The 18,707-nt window shown below is 66.4% G+C and carries 15 protein-coding genes; 12 read left to right on the forward strand and 3 right to left on the reverse strand.

The window, feature by feature from the left end; all coding sequences use genetic code 11:
• Positions 1–209: 209 nt before the first annotated feature.
• Both ACQR1D_RS28685 and ACQR1D_RS28690 read left to right on the forward strand, forming a co-directional pair.
• Positions 210–2,006 carry a tetratricopeptide repeat protein gene (locus tag ACQR1D_RS28685; protein ID WP_315802828.1) on the forward strand — a complete coding sequence of 599 codons (1,797 nt, stop codon included), beginning with the start codon at positions 210–212 and terminating at the stop codon, positions 2,004–2,006.
• Between the two features lie 167 nt (positions 2,007–2,173).
• A complete protein-coding gene (locus ACQR1D_RS28690) occupies positions 2,174–3,076 on the forward strand; it encodes a 4-(cytidine 5'-diphospho)-2-C-methyl-D-erythritol kinase (RefSeq protein ID WP_434840443.1) in 903 nt (300 codons plus the stop codon).
• Between the two features lie 285 nt (positions 3,077–3,361).
• Here the strand turns inward: ACQR1D_RS28690 and ACQR1D_RS28695 are convergent, their stop codons facing one another.
• A complete protein-coding gene (locus tag ACQR1D_RS28695; protein ID WP_315717243.1) occupies positions 3,362–4,372 on the reverse strand; it encodes a polyprenyl synthetase family protein in 1,011 nt (336 codons plus the stop codon).
• A 155-nt stretch (positions 4,373–4,527) separates the two neighbouring features.
• Between ACQR1D_RS28695 and ACQR1D_RS28700 the strand changes: the two genes are divergently transcribed.
• The 7 genes from ACQR1D_RS28700 to ACQR1D_RS28730 all read left to right on the forward strand — a co-directional run bounded on the left by ACQR1D_RS28700 (position 4,528) and on the right by ACQR1D_RS28730 (position 11,062).
• Positions 4,528–4,755 (forward strand): DUF2007 domain-containing protein, encoded by a 228-nt coding sequence (locus ACQR1D_RS28700; RefSeq protein WP_315802830.1) that lies wholly within the window; start codon positions 4,528–4,530, stop codon positions 4,753–4,755.
• A complete protein-coding gene (locus tag ACQR1D_RS28705; RefSeq protein WP_434840442.1) occupies positions 4,748–5,512 on the forward strand; it encodes a tRNA1(Val) (adenine(37)-N6)-methyltransferase in 765 nt (254 codons plus the stop codon). Before ACQR1D_RS28700 ends, ACQR1D_RS28705 begins: the two co-directional genes overlap by 8 nt.
• A 243-nt stretch (positions 5,513–5,755) precedes the next feature.
• Positions 5,756–6,658 (forward strand): S49 family peptidase, encoded by a 903-nt coding sequence (locus tag ACQR1D_RS28710; RefSeq protein ID WP_434840441.1) that lies wholly within the window; start codon positions 5,756–5,758, stop codon positions 6,656–6,658.
• Positions 6,659–6,765: 107 nt separating this feature from the next.
• Entirely contained in the window at positions 6,766–6,957 is a 192-nt protein-coding gene (locus ACQR1D_RS28715; protein WP_315802833.1) for a hypothetical protein, read from the forward strand.
• A 129-nt stretch (positions 6,958–7,086) separates the two neighbouring features.
• A complete protein-coding gene (locus tag ACQR1D_RS28720) occupies positions 7,087–8,025 on the forward strand; it encodes a glycine--tRNA ligase subunit alpha (RefSeq protein WP_434840440.1) in 939 nt (312 codons plus the stop codon).
• A gap of 233 nt (positions 8,026–8,258) precedes the next feature.
• Positions 8,259–10,466 (forward strand): glycine--tRNA ligase subunit beta, encoded by a 2,208-nt coding sequence (gene glyS / locus ACQR1D_RS28725; RefSeq protein ID WP_434840439.1) that lies wholly within the window; start codon positions 8,259–8,261, stop codon positions 10,464–10,466.
• A gap of 2 nt (positions 10,467–10,468) precedes the next feature.
• Complete coding sequence (locus ACQR1D_RS28730; protein ID WP_434840438.1) at positions 10,469–11,062, forward strand: class I SAM-dependent methyltransferase; 594 nt, start codon at positions 10,469–10,471, stop codon at positions 11,060–11,062.
• Positions 11,063–11,232: 170 nt separating this feature from the next.
• On the opposite strand, the gene ACQR1D_RS28735 is transcribed toward ACQR1D_RS28730, so the two are convergent.
• Positions 11,233–11,586 (reverse strand): DUF1236 domain-containing protein, encoded by a 354-nt coding sequence (locus ACQR1D_RS28735; protein WP_315717233.1) that lies wholly within the window; start codon positions 11,584–11,586, stop codon positions 11,233–11,235.
• Positions 11,587–11,835: 249 nt separating this feature from the next.
• Here ACQR1D_RS28735 and ACQR1D_RS28740 point away from each other — a divergent pair, with 249 nt between their 5' ends.
• From ACQR1D_RS28740 to ACQR1D_RS28750, 3 genes are all read left to right on the forward strand, one after another.
• Positions 11,836–11,991 carry a DUF3096 domain-containing protein gene (locus ACQR1D_RS28740; RefSeq protein ID WP_012042558.1) on the forward strand — a complete coding sequence of 52 codons (156 nt, stop codon included), beginning with the start codon at positions 11,836–11,838 and terminating at the stop codon, positions 11,989–11,991.
• Positions 11,992–12,084: 93 nt separating this feature from the next.
• Positions 12,085–15,048 carry a pyruvate, phosphate dikinase gene (gene ppdK / locus ACQR1D_RS28745; RefSeq protein WP_315802838.1) on the forward strand — a complete coding sequence of 988 codons (2,964 nt, stop codon included), beginning with the start codon at positions 12,085–12,087 and terminating at the stop codon, positions 15,046–15,048.
• Between the two features lie 441 nt (positions 15,049–15,489).
• Positions 15,490–16,971: a cell wall hydrolase gene (locus ACQR1D_RS28750; protein ID WP_434840437.1), complete on the forward strand. Its 1,482-nt coding sequence runs from the start codon at positions 15,490–15,492 to the stop codon at positions 16,969–16,971.
• On the opposite strand, the gene ACQR1D_RS28755 is transcribed toward ACQR1D_RS28750, so the two are convergent.
• Entirely contained in the window at positions 16,968–18,566 is a 1,599-nt protein-coding gene (locus tag ACQR1D_RS28755) for an L-aspartate oxidase (protein WP_315802840.1), read from the reverse strand. The genes ACQR1D_RS28750 and ACQR1D_RS28755 overlap by 4 nt on opposite strands.
• Positions 18,567–18,707 lie beyond the last annotated feature (141 nt).

An 18,707-nucleotide genomic window follows, 5' to 3' on the forward strand; every position in this document is an offset into this window, starting at 1 on the left:
GCCCCGGGGAGGGCAGCCGGCCACGATACGGCCATACTGGCGCGGTTTGACGCAGGTCACCTTCGCCAAAGGGGCTCCCGGCTGACCCGAATATCCTGCAAATCCTTGCGGTTGGCCGCCAAACGCGGCATTGTCGGCGCCTTGAAGAGCTGCCGATCGGGTTCGTGTCCGTACCGATCCGTCATTTCCAACAACCAGAGCGCACCGTGATGTTGTCAATTCGCAATCGCTGGACCGCAATTGCCGTTTCTGCCTTGCTGCTCCCCGGTGCCGTCCTGGCCCAGACGCCGGATCATCCTGCGGATAACGCCGCAAAATTTCCAACCAGCGTCGATCTGAAGTCGCTCACCACATCGGGCAGCTATCTGGCGGCCCGCCACGCCAGCGTCGAGCGCGACGCAGCCTCGGCGGCGGCGTTCTACCGCTCGGCGCTACGCAGCGACCCGAAGAACAACGAGCTGCTCGACCGCGCCTTCATCTCCTCGGTCGCCGATGGCGACATCGACGAGGCCGTGAAGCTCGCCGAGCGCGTGCTCACGATCGACAAGTCGAACCGCATCGCGCGGCTCGTGGTCGGCGTGCAGGACATCAAGCAGAAGAAATACGCGGCTGCCCAGACCAACATCAACCAGTCGGTGCGCGGGCCGATCACCGATCTCGTCGCCACCTTGCTGTCGGCGTGGGCCGCGGCAGGCGCGGGCGATTCGAAGACCGCCGTCGCCAATATCGACAAGCTGACCGGTCCCGAATGGTATCCGCTGTTCAAGGACCTTCATGCCGGCATGATCCTGGAGCTGGCCGGCAAGGAGAAGGACGCCGGCACCCGGTTCGAGCGCGCCTACAAGCTCGACGATTCGATGCTGCGCATCACCGAGGCCTATGCGCATTGGCTGTCGCGCAACAAGGATGCGGCGGCGGCGACCGCGATCTATGAAGCCTTCGACAAGAAGCTCGCGCGCCATCCGCTGGTGCAGGAGGGCCTGCGCGAGACCAAGGCCGGCAAGAAGCTGCCGCCGCTGGTCGACTCGCCGCAGGCCGGCGCCGCCGAGGCGCTGTACGGCATCGGCGCCACCTTGAGCCGCCGCGGCGGCGAGGATCTGGCGCTGGTCTATCTGCAGCTCGCGCTGCACTTGCAGCCGAATCATCCGCTGGCGCTGCTATCGCTCGCCGATCTCTACGAGACGGTGAAGAAGCCGCAGATGGCGATCAAGGTCTATGAGCGCGTGCCGGCGAGCTCGCCGCTGAAGCGCAACGCCCAGATCCAGCTCGCCACCGATCTCGACAGCGCCGACCGCAGCGACGAGGCGATCAAGATCCTCAAGGACGTGATTGCCCAGGATCCGAAGGATCTCGAGGCGATCATGGCGCTCGGCAACATCGAGCGCGGCCGCAAGAAGTTCGCCGATTGCGCCAAGACCTATTCGCTCGGCGTCGATTCGCTGCCCGCCAACAACGACAAGGCCAACAGCGTCTATTACTACTATCGCGGCATCTGCCTGGAGCGCTCCAAGCAGTGGCCGAAGGCCGAGGCCGACATGCGCAAGGCGCTCGAGCTGCAGCCCGACCAGCCGCACGTGCTGAACTATCTCGGCTATTCCTGGATCGACCAGGGCATCAATCTCGACGAAGGCATGAAGATGATCAAGCGCGCCGTCGAGCAGCGGCCCGACGACGGCTACATCGTCGACTCGCTCGGCTGGGCCTATTACCGCATCGGCAATTACGAGGAGGCGGTCAAGAACCTCGAGCGCGCGATCGACCTCAAGCCCGAGGATCCGACCATCAACGACCATCTCGGCGACGCCTATTGGCGTGTCGGCCGCAAGCTGGAAGCCAAGTTCCAGTGGGCCCATGCCCGCGACCTGAAGCCGGAGGCCGAGGAGCTGCCGAAGATCGAGGCCAAGATCCAGAATGGCCTGCCCGATGATCCGGCGCCCGCTGCGGCCAGCAACGACACCAAGGACACGCCGTCCGACGCCAAGAAGGACGATGGCAAGGGCGGCTAGTTCGTCCTGATCGCGATATGAGAGCCATCACGGGCTCCTCGGCTTGCCGGGGAGCCCGGATGATTTTGATGAAGGGGTGGCGGTTGTCGGCCACGTCCGTTTCGGCCTGGGCCGCAGCGCGTTGGCAACCGACCTCCACCACCGAACATGCTGGGGGCATTGCGCCGATGTTGGCGTCCACGGTCACCGGCGCGCTGCAGGAGCAGGGGCGCGCCAAGGTCAATCTGACCCTGCGGGTCGTCGGCCGCAGGGTCGACGGCTATCATGATCTCGAAAGCGTCGTTGCTTTTGCCGACTGCGCGGACCAGCTGACGCTGGTGCCGGGCCCGGAGCTGACGCTGACGACGACCGGTCCTCTGGCGGACGCCTGCGGCGAGACCACGGACAATCTGGTGCTGAAGGCGGCGCGGCTGCTGGCGGAGGCCGTTCCCGGCCTGAAGCTCGGCGCCTTCACCCTCGAGAAGGTGCTGCCGGTCGCGGCGGGCATTGGGGGCGGCTCCGCCGATGCGGCGGCGGCGCTGCGGTTGCTGGCGAAACTGAATGGCCTGTCCCTGGACGACCCGCGCCTCGCGGCGGTGGCCTTGAAGACCGGCGCCGACGTGCCGGTTTGCGTGCCCTCGCGCGCCTGCACCATGACGGGCGTCGGCGAGAACCTGCAGCCGCTCGCGCTTCCCGTCCTGCCCTGCGTGATGATCAATCCGCGCGTGCCGGTGGCGACCAAGGACGTGTTCCAGGCGCTTGGTCTCAAGCCGGGCGATCTGCTGATCGGGGTGACGGATGTTCTCACCGCGCCGTCCTGGCCGAAGGCCGGAGCCTCGGTCGGCGGCTGGGTCGATGCACTCGATCAGGTGCACAACGACCTCGAGCCGCCGGCGCTGAAGGTGCAGCCGATCATCGGCACCGTGCTCGAGGCGCTGCGCACGAGCGCGGGCGTGCTGCTGGCGCGGATGTCGGGCTCCGGCGCGACGTGCTTTGCGATCTATGGCAGCAAGGCCGACGCCAAGGCCGCCGGCGCCGCGATCGCCGCCGCGCATCCCGAATGGTGGGTGCATGCGGGGACGCTGAGCTAACTCATCAGCATCTGCGAAACGACTGCCCAATACAGCGCCCTCGCCCCCAAGGCGAAGCGAAGCTTCGCCAGGGTGGGAGAGGGCATTTAGGACGGAGCGACAAGATCGGTTGGGTGAGGGGTATGCTTCCGCACGCGCGATGTTCGCGGAGAAATACCCCTCACCCAGCCGAGCACGTGGATGGGCCGGCGATGCCCTCTCCCACCCTGGCGAAGCTTCGCTTCGCCTTGGGGGCGAGGGCGCATTCACGAGCACCGCAGTCGCAGCGGCAGTCGCTAGAAGCAACTAATGCGACCGCGCCAGACAGAACGCCACCACCTGCTCCAGCGCGGTCTTCATCGGTGAGGCCGGGAACAGCGCCAGCGCATCGACGGCCATCGCGCCATAGTGATGCGCGCGGCTGATCGTGTCCTCCAGGGCGCGGTGCTTGTTCATCAGCCCGATCGCATGGTCGAGATCGTGATCGCTGATCTCGCCGCGCTCCAGCGCCTTGATCCAGAAGGCACGCTCGCTGTCGCTACCGCGGCGGAACGCGAGCACCACCGGCAGCGTGATCTTGCCCTCGCGGAAATCGTCGCCGACATTCTTTCCGAGCTTGGCGGCCTTGCCGCCATAGTCGAGCACGTCGTCGACGAGCTGGAAGGCGATGCCGAGATTCATGCCGAAGGACCGCGAGGCGGTCTGCTCGGCCTTGGGCCGATCGGCGAGCACCGGCCCGACCTCGCAGGCCGCGGCGAACAGCTCGGCGGTCTTGCCGCGGATCACGGCGAGATATTCGTCCTCGGTGGTGGCGGTGTTCTTGGCGGCGGCAAGCTGCATCACCTCGCCCTCGGCGATGGTGGCGGCAGCGGCGGAGAGAATGTCGAGCGCGCGCAGCGAGCCGACCTCGACCATCATGCGGAACGCCTGGCCGAGCAGGAAGTCGCCGACCAGCACGCTGGCCTCGTTGCCCCACAGCATGCGCGCGGACAATTTGCCGCGGCGCATTTCGCTCTCGTCAACCACGTCGTCATGCAGCAGCGTCGCCGTGTGCATGAACTCGACGGCCGCGGCGAGCTTGACGTGACCGTCGCCGGTGTAGTCGGTGAGATGAGCCATCGCCAGCGTCAGCATCGGCCGCAGCCGCTTGCCGCCGGAGGAGATCAGGTGGTTTGCGACCTCCGGGATCATCGTGACGTCCGACCCGGTGCGCGACAAAATCGTAGCGTTGACCCGTTCCATGTCGGCTGCGACCAGCGCGACCAGCCCATCGATGGAGGCTCCCGATGGACTCTCGAAAGGTACGATAACCGCCACTCTGGTCTCCGATTTTGCTATGCTCGAAACGACAATAGAAACTGCGGCCGCAGGCGGCAAGGGCAGACACGGAACCTTGACCCAGGCCTTGTTGACCCAAGCCTTCTTCTTGACCCAAGCCCTTCTTGACCCAGGCCCGCATGGAGACATAACGATTGAAGGAATTGGTTCGGACCAATGATATCGTGCTGGTTTCGGCGATAGGGGCGCTGCTCGACGGCGCCGACATCCATCACCTCGTGCTCGATCAGAACATGAGCATCATCGAGGGCTCGCTCGGCATCCTGCCGCGGCGGATCCTCGTGCATGAGGACGACATTCTCCAGGCCCGGCGGCTTCTCACCGACGCCGGTCTGGCGCATGAACTGCGCCCTGATGAGTGACGCTGTCGACATTTCGGAGGACGCCGTGCTCGGCGGCCAATTGCGCCTGCGGCAGCCCACGACGGGCCATCGCGCCGGCCACGACGCAATCCTGCTGGCGGCGGCGACGGCCGCGCGTTCGGGCGATCGCGTGGTCGATCTCGGTGCCGGCGTGGGGACGGCCGGGCTGGCCTTGGCCCGGCGCGTGGGCGGTCTCAGCTTGACGCTGGTCGAGCGCGAGCCGGATCTGGCGCGGCTCGCGCGCGACAACGCACGCGCCAATGCGTTGCCGGCGGAGGTCGTGGCGCTGGACGTCGCCGCGGACGCGGCTGCTTTCGCTGCCGCAGGGCTCGGGCCCGATAGTGTCGACGTCGTGCTGATGAATCCGCCGTTCCACGATGTTGCCCGTCACCGTGCCTCGCCCGACGCCGCGCGCGCGACCGCGCACATGGCAACGGCGACGACGTTGGAGATCTGGACGCATGCCGCGCGGCGGATGCTGAAATCCGGCGGCGTGCTGACCTTGATCTGGCGGGCCGATGGTTTGAGCGAGGTGGTCGCGGCGCTGGCGCGCGGCTTCGGCAGTCTTGCCGTTCAACCGGTTCATGGCCAGGCGGGCAAGCCGGCGATCCGTCTCCTGGTCCGGGCCGTTAAGGGAGGGCGGGCGCCGACCCAGATTCTCGCCGGAGTGGTGCTGAATGAGGTGGCAGGTGTGCCGAATGACGAGGCCGTGCGCGTGCTGTCGGGGCAGGGGGCGCTGGCCTTGAGCACCCCCTGAACGGTTGATCGTGGTCGGGCGTTATTGCGTCTGAGCTTCCGACTGGCGTTCGGTTACCGTCGTGAAACGGATCGCAGTCAATAGAGTACCGATCAGCAGCATCAACAGGTAGACCTTCATGTATTCCTCCGCCGCACTCTGCACCTTGTGCTCGCCGTGCAATTGCCCAGGGCATTGCAAGGCTCGTTCCAGCCCTTTGGATGGCAGCGGCGCGATAAAAAATGGTAAATCCGAGGTAACTGAATGGTGGACAATTTGACACAACCCAGCGATGCAGCCGGGCTATTCGATCGGCTGAAGGCGCTGCTTCCGGCGCGGCTGCGCGGCGTCCCGGTGGTGCCGGTCGTCCGTCTGTCCGGCGTGATCGGCGCGGTGACGCCGTTGCGGCCGGGGCTGACGCTCGCGGGCGTCGCCAAGGTGCTGGAGCGGGCGTTCTCGATGCGCAACGCCAAGGCCGTGGCGCTGGTGATCAATTCGCCGGGCGGCTCGCCGGTGCAGTCGCGCCAGATCTACTTGCGCATCCGCCAGCTCGCGGCGGAGAAGAAGCTGCCGGTGCTGGTGTTCGTCGAGGACGTCGCGGCGTCCGGCGGCTACATGATTGCGTGCGCCGGCGACGAGATCTTCTGCGATCCGTCCTCGATCCTCGGCTCGATCGGCGTGGTCGGCGGCTCGTTCGGGCTGCAGGACCTGATCAAGAAGATCGGCATCGAGCGCAGGCTCTATACCGCCGGCGAGCACAAGGCGATGCTCGATCCGTTCCTGCCGGAGAATCCCGACGACGTGGCGCGGCTGAAGAAGATCCAGCGCGAGATCCACGCGCTGTTCATCTCGCTGGTCAAGGAGAGCCGCACCACCCGGCTGAAGGGCGCCGACGATGTGCTGTTCACCGGCGAGTACTGGGCCGGCGACAGCGCCGTCACGCTGGGGCTGGCGGACGCCATCGGCGACCTCCGTGCGGTGCTGCGCGCCCGGTTCGGCGACAAGGTCGCGACGCCCGTGGTGGCGCCGGCCGGCGGCCTGCTGTCCGGGCTGCTCGGACGGCGGGCGGCAGGCGCCGGGAGCCTGGGGATCGGTTGGACCGGGCTAGCGGAGGAGCTGATCTCCGCGGTCGAAACCCGGGCGATCTGGGCTCGTTTCGGGTTCTAGAACCCGGGGGGCGCGCCATTTCGCCCCTCGCAATCCGATTGCGGGGGGAACCGGGATCGGCGACAATGGGAATCGGGGTGGCTCTGTTCATGAACGAGGATCGACCAATGCCGCCGTTCGTTGCTTTCGCGGGTATGCTGGGCGGGCTAGCCGTGGTTCGCTGGGCCTACAAGGCCGCGCAGAAGATCAACCGCGAGCTCGAAGAGGCGCGGCTGTCACGCGTCGCCGAGGCCGCGCGGGCCGCCGAGATCAAGACTCTGCGCCGCGATCCCGTCACCGGCGCCTACCGGCCGGGCTGACACGCTCCGCCGACCTTCGAACGACGGGACGTCGCCGTCGTTTCGAGGGCCCTATTGCCTTGATTCCTGATGGCCCCGCCGATACGGTCCGCGCGCTTTTCCGACGCCTGCGAAAGACCGATACCGACGATGGACTCGCTGCCTCTGCACATGCGCCCCGAACGTTCGTTCCAGGGCTTCATCCTGGCCCTGCAACGGTTCTGGGCCGAGCAGGGCTGCGTGATCCTGCAGCCCTACGACATGGAGATGGGCGCTGGCACCTTCCACCCGGCGACGACCTTGCGCGCGCTCGGGCCGAAGCCGTGGAATGCCGCCTACGTGCAGCCGTCGCGGCGGCCGAAGGACGGCCGCTACGGCGAGAATCCGAACCGGATGCAGCACTACTACCAGTTCCAGGTGATCATGAAGCCGTCGCCGCCGAACCTCCAGGAGCTGTACCTGAAGTCGCTCGGCGCGATCGGCATCGACGCCGCCGTGCACGACATCCGCTTCGTCGAGGACGATTGGGAGAGCCCGACCCTCGGCGCCTGGGGGCTCGGCTGGGAGTGCTGGTGCGACGGCATGGAAGTGTCGCAGTTCACCTATTTCCAGCAGGTCGCGGGCTTCGAATGCGCGCCGGTCGCGGGCGAGCTCACCTACGGCCTCGAGCGCCTGGCGATGTACGTCCAGGGCGTCGACCGCGTCTATGACCTCAACTTCAACGGCCGCGACGGCGACGCCAAGGTCACCTATGGCGACGTCTTCCTGCAGGCCGAGCGCGAATATTCGCGGCACAATTTCGAGCATGCCGACACCGACATGCTGTTCGAGCAGTTCAAGATGGCCGAGGGCGCCTGCCGCAAATATCTCGACGCCGGTTGGCGTGACGGCAATCGCAAGGAGCATCTGATGGCGCTGCCGGCCTACGACCAGTGCATCAAGGCCAGCCACGTCTTCAACCTGCTCGACGCCCGCGGCGTCATCTCCGTCACCGAGCGCCAGAGCTACATCCTGCGCGTCCGCGAGCTCGCCAAGGCCTGCGGTGAAGCTTGGCTGCATACGGAAGCGGGCGGGGCGGGCGCTGGTTAGAACGAACGCGGCTGCGTCCGGGGCCTCATGGTTCGAGACGCGCCGCCTGCGGCGCTCCTCACCATGACGGTCTTTCGGATCTCGCCGCAAAATCAGACCTCGTCCTGAGGAGCCCGCCTTCGGCGGGCGTCTCGAAGGACGGTGGGAGGCAAGCTGCTTTCCACGAGTTTAGCAATTCGCGATGGCCTGTCCCTCCAGGGGAAGGTGGTTCTTCGTGCAGAGAGACCTGAGACATGCCCGACCTTCTCCTCGAACTGTTCTCCGAAGAAATCCCCGCGCGCATGCAGGCCAAGGCGGCCGACGATCTGCGCCGCATGGTCACCGACAAGCTGGTCGCCGAGGGGCTCGTCTATGAAGGCGCCAAGGCGTTCGCGACGCCGCGGCGGCTGGCGCTGACCGTGCACGGCATCCCGGCGCGGCAGGCCGACTTGAAAGAGGAGCGCAAGGGTCCGCGCGTCGGCGGCGCTGACGCGGCGATCCAGGGATTTCTGAAAGCAACCGGCCTGTCCTCGATCGAGGAGGCCACGATCCAGCGCGATCCGAAGAAGGGCGACTTCTACGTCGCGCTGATCGAGAAGCCCGGCCGCGCCACGCTGGACGTGCTCGCCGAGATGCTGCCGGTGATCGTGCGCACATTCCCGTGGCCGAAATCGATGCGCTGGGGCAAGCGCTCGGAAAAGCCGGGTGCGCTCAACTGGGTGCGTCCGCTGCACGCGATCACCGCGACCTTCGGCCTGGAGACCGAGGAGCCCGACGTGATCAGCTTCGCCGTCGACGGCATCGAGGCGGGACAGACCACGTTCGGCCACCGCTTCATGGCGCCCGCGCCGATCTCGGTGCGCCGCTTCGAGGATTACGAGGCGAAGCTGCTCGACGCCAAGGTCGTGCTCGATCCTGACCGCCGCAAGGACACCATCGTCACCGACGCCAAGCAGCTCGCGTTTGCGCAAGGCTATGAGCTGGTCGAGGACCCCGTGCTGCTCGATGAGGTCGCGGGCCTGGTCGAATGGCCGGTGGTGCTGATGGGCTCCTTCGATCCGGAGTATCTGAAGGTCCCTGGCGAGGTGATCCGCGCCACCATTCGCAACAACCAGAAATGCTTCGTGGTCCGCGATCCCAAGACCGGCGGGCTGGCGCCGAAGTTCATCCTGACCGCCAACATCGAGGCGACCGACGGCGGCAAGACCATCATCGCCGGCAACGAGCGCGTCATCCGCGCCCGGCTGTCGGATGCGAAGTTCTTCTATGAGACCGACCTCAAGACGAAGCTCGAGGACCGGCTGCCGAAGTTCGAGCAGATCGTGTTCCACGAGAAGCTCGGCACCCAGGCCGCGCGCATCGCGCGGATCGAGAAGCTCGCCGCAGAAATCGCGCCGCTGGTGGGCGCCGACGCCGCAAAGACCGTGCGTGCGGCGAAGCTCGCCAAGGCTGATCTGCTGACCGAAGTGGTCGGCGAATTTCCGGAGGTGCAGGGCCTGATGGGCAAGTACTATGCCCTGGCCCAGGGCGAAGATGCCTCGGTCGCCGCCGCCTGCGAGGAGCACTACAAGCCGCAGGGGCCCGGTGATCGCGTGCCGACCGACAAGGTCGCGGTGGCCGTGGCCCTCGCCGACAAGCTCGATACGCTGGTCGGCTTCTGGGCGATCGACGAGAAGCCGACGGGCTCGAAGGACCCGTATGCGCTGCGGCGCGCGGCGCTGGGCGTGATCAGGCTAGTCTTGGAAAGCGATCTTCGCATATCAATTGGTACTCTTGTTAGTCCGCTTTTTGAGAAGATAGATCTCGCCAATATCATGCGGGATATACAGGCTCGAGACGAGGCCTCAAAAAAACTTGGCATCACCATTGGAGCGATTGCTAGCGGCGGACACCGCAGTGAGGTTTCTTTCGGTGGGCGATTCTTGGATGAGAGGGCCGTTAACCTCCTCTCCTTCTTCGCCGACCGCCTCAAGGTGCAACTGCGCGAGCAGGGCGCCCGCCACGATCTCGTTGACGCCGTGTTCGCGCTCGGCGGCCAGGATGACCTGCTGATGGTCGTCCGCCGCGTCGAGGCGCTCGGCAAGTTCCTTGACAGCGACGACGGCAAGAACCTGCTCGCCGGCACCAAGCGCGCCTCCAACATCCTCGCCATCGAGGAGAAGAAGGACAAGCGCAAGTTCGAGGGTGCGCCGGATGCCGCGCTCTACAAGCTCGACGAGGAGAAGGCGCTGGCCCAGGCGATCGGCGAGGTCGCTGCGGACGCGGGCGCCGCCGTCGCCAAGGAGGACTTCGCCGCGGCGATGCGTGCGCTGGCGAAGCTGCGTCCGGCGGTCGATGCGTTCTTCGACAAGGTGAAGGTCAACGACGACGACGCAGCGATCCGCGAGAACCGACTCAGGCTGCTCAACGAGATCCGTAGCGCCACGCGCGCGGTCGCGGATTTCTCCAAGATCGAGGGCTGAGGATGGACCGCCCGACGCTCGCCGCCTATGACCGTGAGGCGGCGGCGTTCGCGGCCGACTGGCATGCGCAGCCGGCGCCGGCCGATCTCCACGCCATCATCAGGCGCTTCTTCGTGTCCGGTGGCCGCACCGCGGACATCGGCTGCGGCAGCGGCCGCGAGGTCGGCTGGCTGAATGCCAACGGGTATCCTGCGGAAGGTTTCGACGCGTCGGAGGGACTGTTGGCTGAAGCGCGCACGCGCTATCCGAACGCGTCGTTCACGCATGCCGAACTGCCCGCCCTCGCCAACATCGCAGATGCAAGCTTCGACAATTTGCTGTGCGAGACCGTGCTGATGCATCTCGATCGCAGCGACGTGGTGCCGTCGGTGCGGCGGATGCGCGCGATCACGAAGCCCGGCGGTGTCCTGTATCTGAGCTGGCGGGTGACAAAGCAGGCCGATCAGCGCGATGCCCACGGCCGGCTCTATGCGGTGGTCGACCTCGCAACCATCCGCGCACTCTTCGAAGCTGACACGAGCCTGCTCGACGAGGATGTGGTCAGCGCCTCCTCGGGCAAGGTCATCCATCGCCTAGTGGTGAAGACGGCTGCCTGAGCGCCACTGCGCCCTGGCTCACAGCAGGCGTCGTCGACCGCCCCTGGATCGCGTCGTGACGCTTGCGATGACGGTGAAAAAAGTAAGCCCCACCCGGCGGGGGGAACCGGGCAGGGCCTTTTACATCTGGCCGCTTGCGGGGGCGTTGGCGACCAAATGCAGCTCTATAACTACTCGACAACCTGAATGATCCGCCGGGATCGCGGTTCGACGAGAACAGTTTCGCCGTTGACTACGGTGTAACGGTAAGGTGTCGCACCGAAGCGCTGCGGGACGTCGTAATATGTAACACCGGACTCTGGCAGCACGGTGCCAACAACGACGCGATCGGGGATCACATAGTTGGGAACGCGCTCGCGGACGACATATTCGCGAAACTCCGGCCGCCGCTCGACCGTGATCACTGGAGCGTCCTCCTCGACCACGACGCTGCGGCCGACGCCCGTGGTGTAGGATTGCGCCTGTGCGGCCGCCGGAATCACGAGTGCGGCCACGAGGGCAGCAAGGGTGAGATGGGTTCGCATGGACGGGACTCCTGAGCTGTTGATCGCTGAGAGAGACCGGCGCGTGCCGGCACCTGCTTCCCAATGCCCGCAGCAGATCATCGTTCCGCGCGGAGGACGGTGGAACCGGCGGCATTTTTGCGGCAGATCGAGTGGTGGGGGAACCGGAACTCGTGCCGTGCGTCTCCTATTCCGCCACGATGGGCCAGGATAAAGTCCGGCCAAATCGAATCGCCCCAGCCTCGTCCTTCAATCATTCAGAGCTCGTCGATGACCCTGACCGTTGCCCATATCTCGCCGATCATGTCCGTGATCGCCGGCGTCCTGATCCTGATCATGCCGCGCCTCTTGAATTTGATCGTCGCGATCTTCCTCATCCTGAACGGCCTGATCGGCATGGGCCTGCTGAAGTGGCTGCACTTCTAGTCCCAAGGTCGGGAACCCCCGAGCTTGCGCCGCAGCGCCCAAAGTGGTGTAAGGCGCGCGATTTCTCCTCCCATTTGCGGATCGAAGCACCTCATGGCCAAAGCGGTAGCGAAGTCTAAGAAAGTTACAGCGAAATCAAAGCCTTCCAAGCCGGGCAAGGCCAAGACCGCAGCACTCGCTCCGCCGCGCAAGGCGCTCAAGACGGCGTCGAAGCCCGTTGCCAAGGCCCCGGCCAAGGTCGCGCCCAGGTCTGCACCGAAAGCGCCAGTGAAAACCGCTCCGAAGAAGCCGGCCAAAACGGCTGCCAGGCCGGTCGCCAAGGCCGCGAAGGCGTCGGCGGCAAAGGCCCCGGCCAAGAGCGCGGCCACCGCGATCAAGCCGAACAAGTGGGTCTACACCTTCGGTGACGGCAAGGCCGAAGGTAAGGCCGGTCTGCGCGATCTGCTCGGCGGCAAGGGCGCCAATCTGGCCGAGATGGCCAATCTCGGCCTGCCGGTGCCCCCGGGCTTCACCATCCCGACCTCGGTCTGCACCTACTTCTACGCCAACGACAAGACCTACCCGAAGGAGCTGCAGTCGCAGGTCGACAAGGCGCTCGACTACATCGGCAAATTGACCGGCAAGAAATTCGGCGATCCGGAGAACCCGCTGCTGGTCTCGGTGCGCTCCGGCGCCCGCGCCTCGATGCCGGGCATGATGGACACCGTGCTCAATCTCGGTCTCAACGACCAGACGGTGGAGGCGCTGGCGTCGCTGTCGGGCGATCGCCGCTTCGCCTTCGACAGCTATCGCCGTTTCATCACGATGTATTCGGATGTCGTGCTCGGCTTCGAGCACCATCATTTCGAGGATATCCTCGACAGCTTCAAGGACGCCCAGGGCTATCAGCTCGACACCGATCTCTCGTCCGAGGATTGGGAGATGCTGGTCGGCAAGTACAAGGAAGCCGTCGCCACCGAGACCGGCAAGGACTTCCCGCAGGACCCGCATGACCAGCTCTGGGGCGCCATCGGCGCGGTGTTCTCATCCTGGATGAACGCGCGCGCGGTGACCTATCGCAAGCTGCACGACATCCCGGAATCCTGGGGCACCGCCGTCAACGTCCAGGCCATGGTGTTCGGCAACATGGGCGACACCTCGGCCACCGGCGTCGCCTTCACCCGCAATCCCTCGACCGGCGAGAGCAAGCTCTACGGCGAGTTCCTGATCAATGCGCAGGGCGAGGACGTCGTCGCCGGCATCCGCACCCCGCAGGACATCACCGAGGATGCCCGCGTCGAATCCGGCTCCGACAAGGCGTCGATGGAAGTCGCGATGCCCGACGCGTTCAAGGAGCTGACCCGCATCTACACGCTGCTCGAGCAGCACTACCGTGACATGCAGGACATGGAGTTCACGGTCGAGCGCGGCAAGCTGTGGATGCTGCAGACCCGCAGCGGCAAGCGCACCGCCAAGGCGGCGCTGCGCATCGCCGTCGAGCTCGCCAATGAGGGCCTGATCTCGGAGAACGATGCCGTGCTCCGCGTCGACCCGGCCTCGCTCGATCAGCTCCTGCACCCGACCATCGATCCCGCCGCCAAGCGCGATGTGGTCGCGACCGGCCTGCCGGCCTCGCCGGGCGCGGCCTCGGGCGAGATCGTGTTCTCCTCGGACGAAGCCACCAAGCTGCAGGCCGACGGTCGCAAGGTGATCCTGGTCCGCATCGAGACTTCGCCGGAGGATATCCACGGCATGCATGCCGCCGAGGGCATCCTGACCACGCGCGGCGGCATGACCTCGCACGCCGCCGTCGTCGCGCGCGGCATGGGCAAGCCCTGCGTCTCCGGCTGCGGCACCATCCGCGTCGACTACGGCCGGGGCACGATGAGCATCGGCTCGCGCACCTTCAAGACCGGCGACGTCATCACCATTGACGGCTCCGTCGGCCAGGTGCTGGCCGGCCGCATGCCGATGATCGAGCCGGAGTTGTCCGGCGAGTTCGGCACCCTGATGGGCTGGGCGGACGCCGTGCGCGAGACCGGCGTGCGCGTCAATGCCGACACCCCGGAGGATGCGCGCACCGCCATCAAGTTCGGCGCCGAGGGCATCGGCCTGTGCCGCACCGAGCACATGTTCTTCGAGGAGACGCGCATCCGCACGGTGCGCGAGATGATCCTCTCCGAGGAAGAGCAGGAGCGCCGCGCCGCGCTCGCCAAGCTGCTGCCGATGCAGCGCGCCGACTTCGTCGAGCTGTTCGAGATCATGAAGGGGCTTCCCGTCACGATCCGTCTGCTCGATCCGCCGCTGCACGAGTTCCTGCCGCACACCCAGGCCGAGGTCGAGGAAGTCGCGCGCGCGATGAACACCGATCCGCGTCGCCTGGCCGACCGCGCCCGCGAGCTCTCCGAGTTCAACCCGATGCTCGGCTTCCGCGGCTGCCGCCTGGCGATCGCCTATCCGGAGATCGCGGAGATGCAGGCGCGCGCGATCTTCGAGGCGGCGGTCGAGGCCGAGAAGCGCACCGGCGAGGCCGTCGGCCTCGAGGTGATGGTGCCGCTGATCGCGACCAAGGCCGAGTTCGATCTGGTCAAGGCGCGCATCGACGCGATGGCGCAGGCGGTGATCCGCGAGACCGGCGCCAAGCTGGAGTACCAGGTCGGCACCATGATCGAGCTGCCGCGTGCCGCGCTGATGGCCGGCCAGATCGCGGAAGCCGCCGAGTTCTTCTCGTTCGGCACCAACGATCTGACGCAGACCACCTACGGCATCAGCCGCGACGACGCCGGCAGCTTCCTCGGCGCCTACGTCGCCAAGGGCATCCTCGAGATCGATCCGTTCATCTCGATCGACCGCGAGGGTGTCGGCGAGCTGGTCAAGATCGGCGTCGAGCGCGGCCGCGCCACGCGGCCCACGCTCAAGGTCGGCATCTGCGGCGAGCATGGCGGCGATCCGGCCTCGGTGGCGTTCTGCCACAAGGTCGGCATGAACTACGTGTCGTGCTCGCCCTACCGCGTGCCGATCGCGCGCCTCGCCGCCGCGCAATCCGCGCTCGGCAAGGAGATCGCGAGCCAGGCCTGATCTTGCTGCGATCGATCTGATCTGATGAAGGCCGGCACATGTTGCCGGCCTTTTTCATTGGTGAGGTTCGTCACGATGGGGTGCGCACGTGACGCAAGGCGCACTCCTTCTCCGACTCTGCCGTCATTCTGGGGGCGCTCCGGAATGACGAGTGGAGAGAGCAACGGCGCAGGTCCGATGGAACACTCCGCCGCCGTCAATCATGCGCAGATGATTTTCATTCACCGCGTTCGTTGACCGAATGTTCACCGTTCTCGTCGGCGCGCTGTTTACCACACATATCGATCGCAAAACGCTCTGCAACTTCCCCGCTTGCCTGTCTCACGATTGCAACGCGGATTAACTCCTCGGCAACCTAAACCCGATACGAAGAGAGAAGATCGAATTGCACGGAAGCACTGTTGTTCGGTCGATCCAGTAAGCGTTGCGTTGAGCGTACCGATGTTAGTTCTGCGTCCCGGTCCGAAGGGCGCGCGATATGCGTCCTTCGGACTCGGTCTCTGCGTCTTCGCTCTGATGCCGACAGAGACCGGGTATCAAGACATCGCTTCTCTGCTCGCCCGCCAGCCGGGCGTCGCCGAGCGTTGGCAGAAGCGCGTGTTCTCGGCTGCGGCCTCCATTCAGCTCGCTACCTACAGTTTCGGCCGTCCGATCGGAACCTCGGCGCCGCAGGCGGGGAGCATCCGCCTCGCGAGCCTCGATGGCCGCGGCCTCGACATCACCGGGTCGACGCCGCGCAATCCGGTGCTGCAGGTTCCGCCGCGCTACCAGGCCTCCGATTTTCCCAAGGTCGATCGCACGCTGAAGGGCGATCGTCTCGTCGTCCGGCCGCCGACGCCGCCGGCGCAGCCGACCGAATCGGCCGCGCCCGTCGAGCCCGCACCCTCCGAGCCCGCACCCACGCCATCGACTCAACCCGATTCGAATTCCTCCGTGTTCGGCGCCAAGACGACGGAAGCGCCGGCGCAGGCGCCGCTCCCGCAGCGCGCTGCACTCGATCCCGAATTGCAGGAGGCGCTGAGCGCGCCGCCGCTCGCGCAGTACGACGCGACGAAGTCCGAGATCCAGCCCTCGGGCGAGCTGAAGCCTGCAGCCGATCAGATCCTGGTGGACGGCGCCGTCAGCTATGACGGCCTCAACGTCAAGACGTCCAATCTCTATTTCGGCACGTCGTCGCTGGGCGGTGCTGCCGGCACCATGGAGACATGGCTGCCAGGCGAGGCGCCACTGATCGTGATGCCGGATCCGGACCTCAAGCCGATGGCGGTGCTGTCACAGCCGGCCGAGGCTGCTGCCAAGGCCGGTGATGGCGGCGAGAGCATCGCGCCGAAAGGCGAGGTCAACGCCGACAATCAGCGCGACAGGACTCCGGCTGAACGCCTGGGGCTCACCGACGAGAAGGCGCGCTTCAAGTCCGAGAAGTGCCTCGCTGAAGCGGTCTATTTCGAATCCCGCGGCGAGGCGGTGCGCGGCCAGATGGCCGTGGCGCAGGTCGTGCTGAACCGGGCGTTCTCCGGCTACTATCCCACCACGGTGTGCGGCGTCGTCTACCAGAACAAATACCGCCACTTCGCCTGCCAGTTCACCTTCGCCTGCGACAACAATCCGGAGGTCATTCGCGAGCCCGAGATGTGGGACCGCGCCAGAAAGATCGCGAAGGCCATGCTCGACGGCCAGATCTGGCTGCCGGAGGTTGGCAAGTCGACCCACTATCATGCCTATTGGGTGCGGCCATCCTGGGTCGCCGAGATGAAGCGGATGTACAAGTTCGGCGTCCACACCTTCTACCGGCCGAAGAAGTGGGGCGACGGCAGCGACGCGCCGAGCTGGGGCACGCCACAGCAGACGGCGGCCATTTCGGCCGAGCTGACCGAGGCCGCCAAGAGCGAGGCCGAGATCAATCCGAACTGGACGCGGCGCTAGGCGCTGAGCGAGCGTGGCAGGCGCACCGTCGGCCGCGCGCTGAGCTCGTCGGCGATTTCGCGCGCCGCCGTGAGCGTCGTCATCGTCCGCTGCGCAAAGCCCGGATTCTCGGCCGGGCAATCGGCGCGGCAATGCGCGCCGCGGCTCTCGCGCCGGCTCCAGGCCGCGGTGGCGATCAGCAGCGCGGCGCTCGCCATGTTGCGCAGCCTCGGGCTGCCGGCGTCGCGCTCCATCCTGGCAATCGCGGCGATGGCCTCGGCCAGCCGCTCCTCGTCGCGGATGACGCCGAGCTGGCTCGTCATCATCTCGCGCAGCGACACCTCGGCAGCGCCCGCACAGGATCCGGCCGGATCGGCGAACGCAACGTGCTGCAGGGTGGAGGAGGCGGTGAACGTCCGGCCGGAGATGTCGTCGGCAATCCGCCGGGCGAACACCAGCGCGCCGAGCAGCGCGTTGCCGGCGATGTGATTGGCGCCATCCGTTGCCGTCGCGGCGACTTCACCTGCCGCCCAGAGCCCCTCGATCGTGCTGCGGCCCCGCGCGTCGACCGCGATCCCGCCCATGTGGAAATGCGCCGCCGGCGCCACTGGAATCGGCTGGCGGGTCGGATCGAGCCCCGCGGCGGCGCAGGCCCGATGCAGCATCGGATAGCGCTCGGCGACGTCGTCATCGAGCACGTCGCGCGCATCGAGAAAGGCGCCGCGTCCGGCGATGATCTCGGCCATGACGCCGCGGGCCACCGTGTCGCGCGGGGCAAGATCGACCAGCGGATGGCGCGGCAGCATGAAGCGCTGGCCGCGCCGGTTGACCAGGATCGCGCCGGCGCCGCGCAGACTCTCGCTCACAACCGGCGCCGGATCGCGACCGGTCATCATCGCGGTCGGATGAAACTGCACGAACTCCGGATCGGCAATCACCGCACCGGCGCGCGCGGCGATGGCGAGACCGATGCCGGTGGCGTGCGGCGGATTCGTGGTCGCCGCGAACAGCCGGCCGATGCCGCCGGTGGCCAGCACGATTGCCGGCGCCGCGATCAGCATCGGCGCGGCCGCGTCGTCATCGGTCGGCCGGAGTTGCAGGCCACGCACCGCGCCGTCTTCCGTCAGCAGCGCGTCGGCGACATGGCCCTCGATGATGCGGATCGAGGGCGTCGCGCGCACGGCTTGCGACAGCGCGGTGATGATCGCCTGTCCGGTGAAGTCCCCGCGAACGCTGAGAATCCGTCGCGCGGCGTGCGCAGCCGCACGAGACGTCGCCAGCCTGCCGCCGTGATCACGATCGAATGTCACGCCGAGGCGGACCAGGTCCTCGATCGCGGCCGAAGCATCGCGCGCGAGCGCCAGCGCAGCCGTCGCGTCGACCAGGCCGCCACCTGCAGCGATCATGTCGGCGGCGTGGGTATCGGGGCTGTCGCCGGATGACACCGCTGCCGCGATGTCGGCCTGCATCGTCGTGCCGAACGAGGCCTCGCCCAATGAGGTCGCGGAGATCAGCGTGACCGGCTGCGGGGCGAGCTTCAGCGCGCAGAACAGTCCGGCAACTCCGGCGCCGACGATCACGACGTGGCCGGATGTCTCGATCTGATCGTGGTCCATGTGCTGTCCAAATTCCACATTCCGTGCGCATGTGTACCGCGGTACCTGTTAGTTCTTCTTCAGAGACTTCCTTCGCTGTTTATTGGTGTTTGGCGACAAATAGCGGCCGTTCTGAAGGTCGCTCCCGCGCAGGATGAATCG

The sequence above is a fragment of the Bradyrhizobium sp. HKCCYLRH2047 genome (assembly GCF_051168175.1).
Classification (GTDB): Bacteria; Pseudomonadota; Alphaproteobacteria; order Rhizobiales; family Xanthobacteraceae; genus Bradyrhizobium.

Excerpts from the sequence above, each read along its gene's own strand:
- ACQR1D_RS28685 (WP_315802828.1), top strand. The coding sequence starts at position 210 with ATGTTGTCAATTCGCAATCGCTGGACCGCAATTGCCGTTTCTGCCTTG.
- ACQR1D_RS28690 (WP_434840443.1), top strand. The coding sequence starts at position 2,174 with ATGTTGGCGTCCACGGTCACCGGCGCGCTGCAGGAGCAGGGGCGCGCC.
- ACQR1D_RS28705 (WP_434840442.1), top strand. The coding sequence starts at position 4,748 with ATGAGTGACGCTGTCGACATTTCGGAGGACGCCGTGCTCGGCGGCCAA.
- ACQR1D_RS28710 (WP_434840441.1), top strand. The coding sequence starts at position 5,756 with ATGGTGGACAATTTGACACAACCCAGCGATGCAGCCGGGCTATTCGAT.
- ACQR1D_RS28715 (WP_315802833.1), top strand. The coding sequence starts at position 6,766 with ATGCCGCCGTTCGTTGCTTTCGCGGGTATGCTGGGCGGGCTAGCCGTG.
- ACQR1D_RS28720 (WP_434840440.1), top strand. The coding sequence starts at position 7,087 with ATGGACTCGCTGCCTCTGCACATGCGCCCCGAACGTTCGTTCCAGGGC.
- glyS (WP_434840439.1), top strand. The coding sequence starts at position 8,259 with ATGCCCGACCTTCTCCTCGAACTGTTCTCCGAAGAAATCCCCGCGCGC.
- ACQR1D_RS28730 (WP_434840438.1), top strand. The coding sequence starts at position 10,469 with ATGGACCGCCCGACGCTCGCCGCCTATGACCGTGAGGCGGCGGCGTTC.
- ACQR1D_RS28735 (WP_315717233.1), bottom strand. The coding sequence starts at position 11,586 with ATGCGAACCCATCTCACCCTTGCTGCCCTCGTGGCCGCACTCGTGATT.
- ACQR1D_RS28740 (WP_012042558.1), top strand. The coding sequence starts at position 11,836 with ATGACCCTGACCGTTGCCCATATCTCGCCGATCATGTCCGTGATCGCC.
- ppdK (WP_315802838.1), top strand. The coding sequence starts at position 12,085 with ATGGCCAAAGCGGTAGCGAAGTCTAAGAAAGTTACAGCGAAATCAAAG.
- ACQR1D_RS28750 (WP_434840437.1), top strand. The coding sequence starts at position 15,490 with ATGTTAGTTCTGCGTCCCGGTCCGAAGGGCGCGCGATATGCGTCCTTC.
- ACQR1D_RS28755 (WP_315802840.1), bottom strand. The coding sequence starts at position 18,566 with ATGGACCACGATCAGATCGAGACATCCGGCCACGTCGTGATCGTCGGC.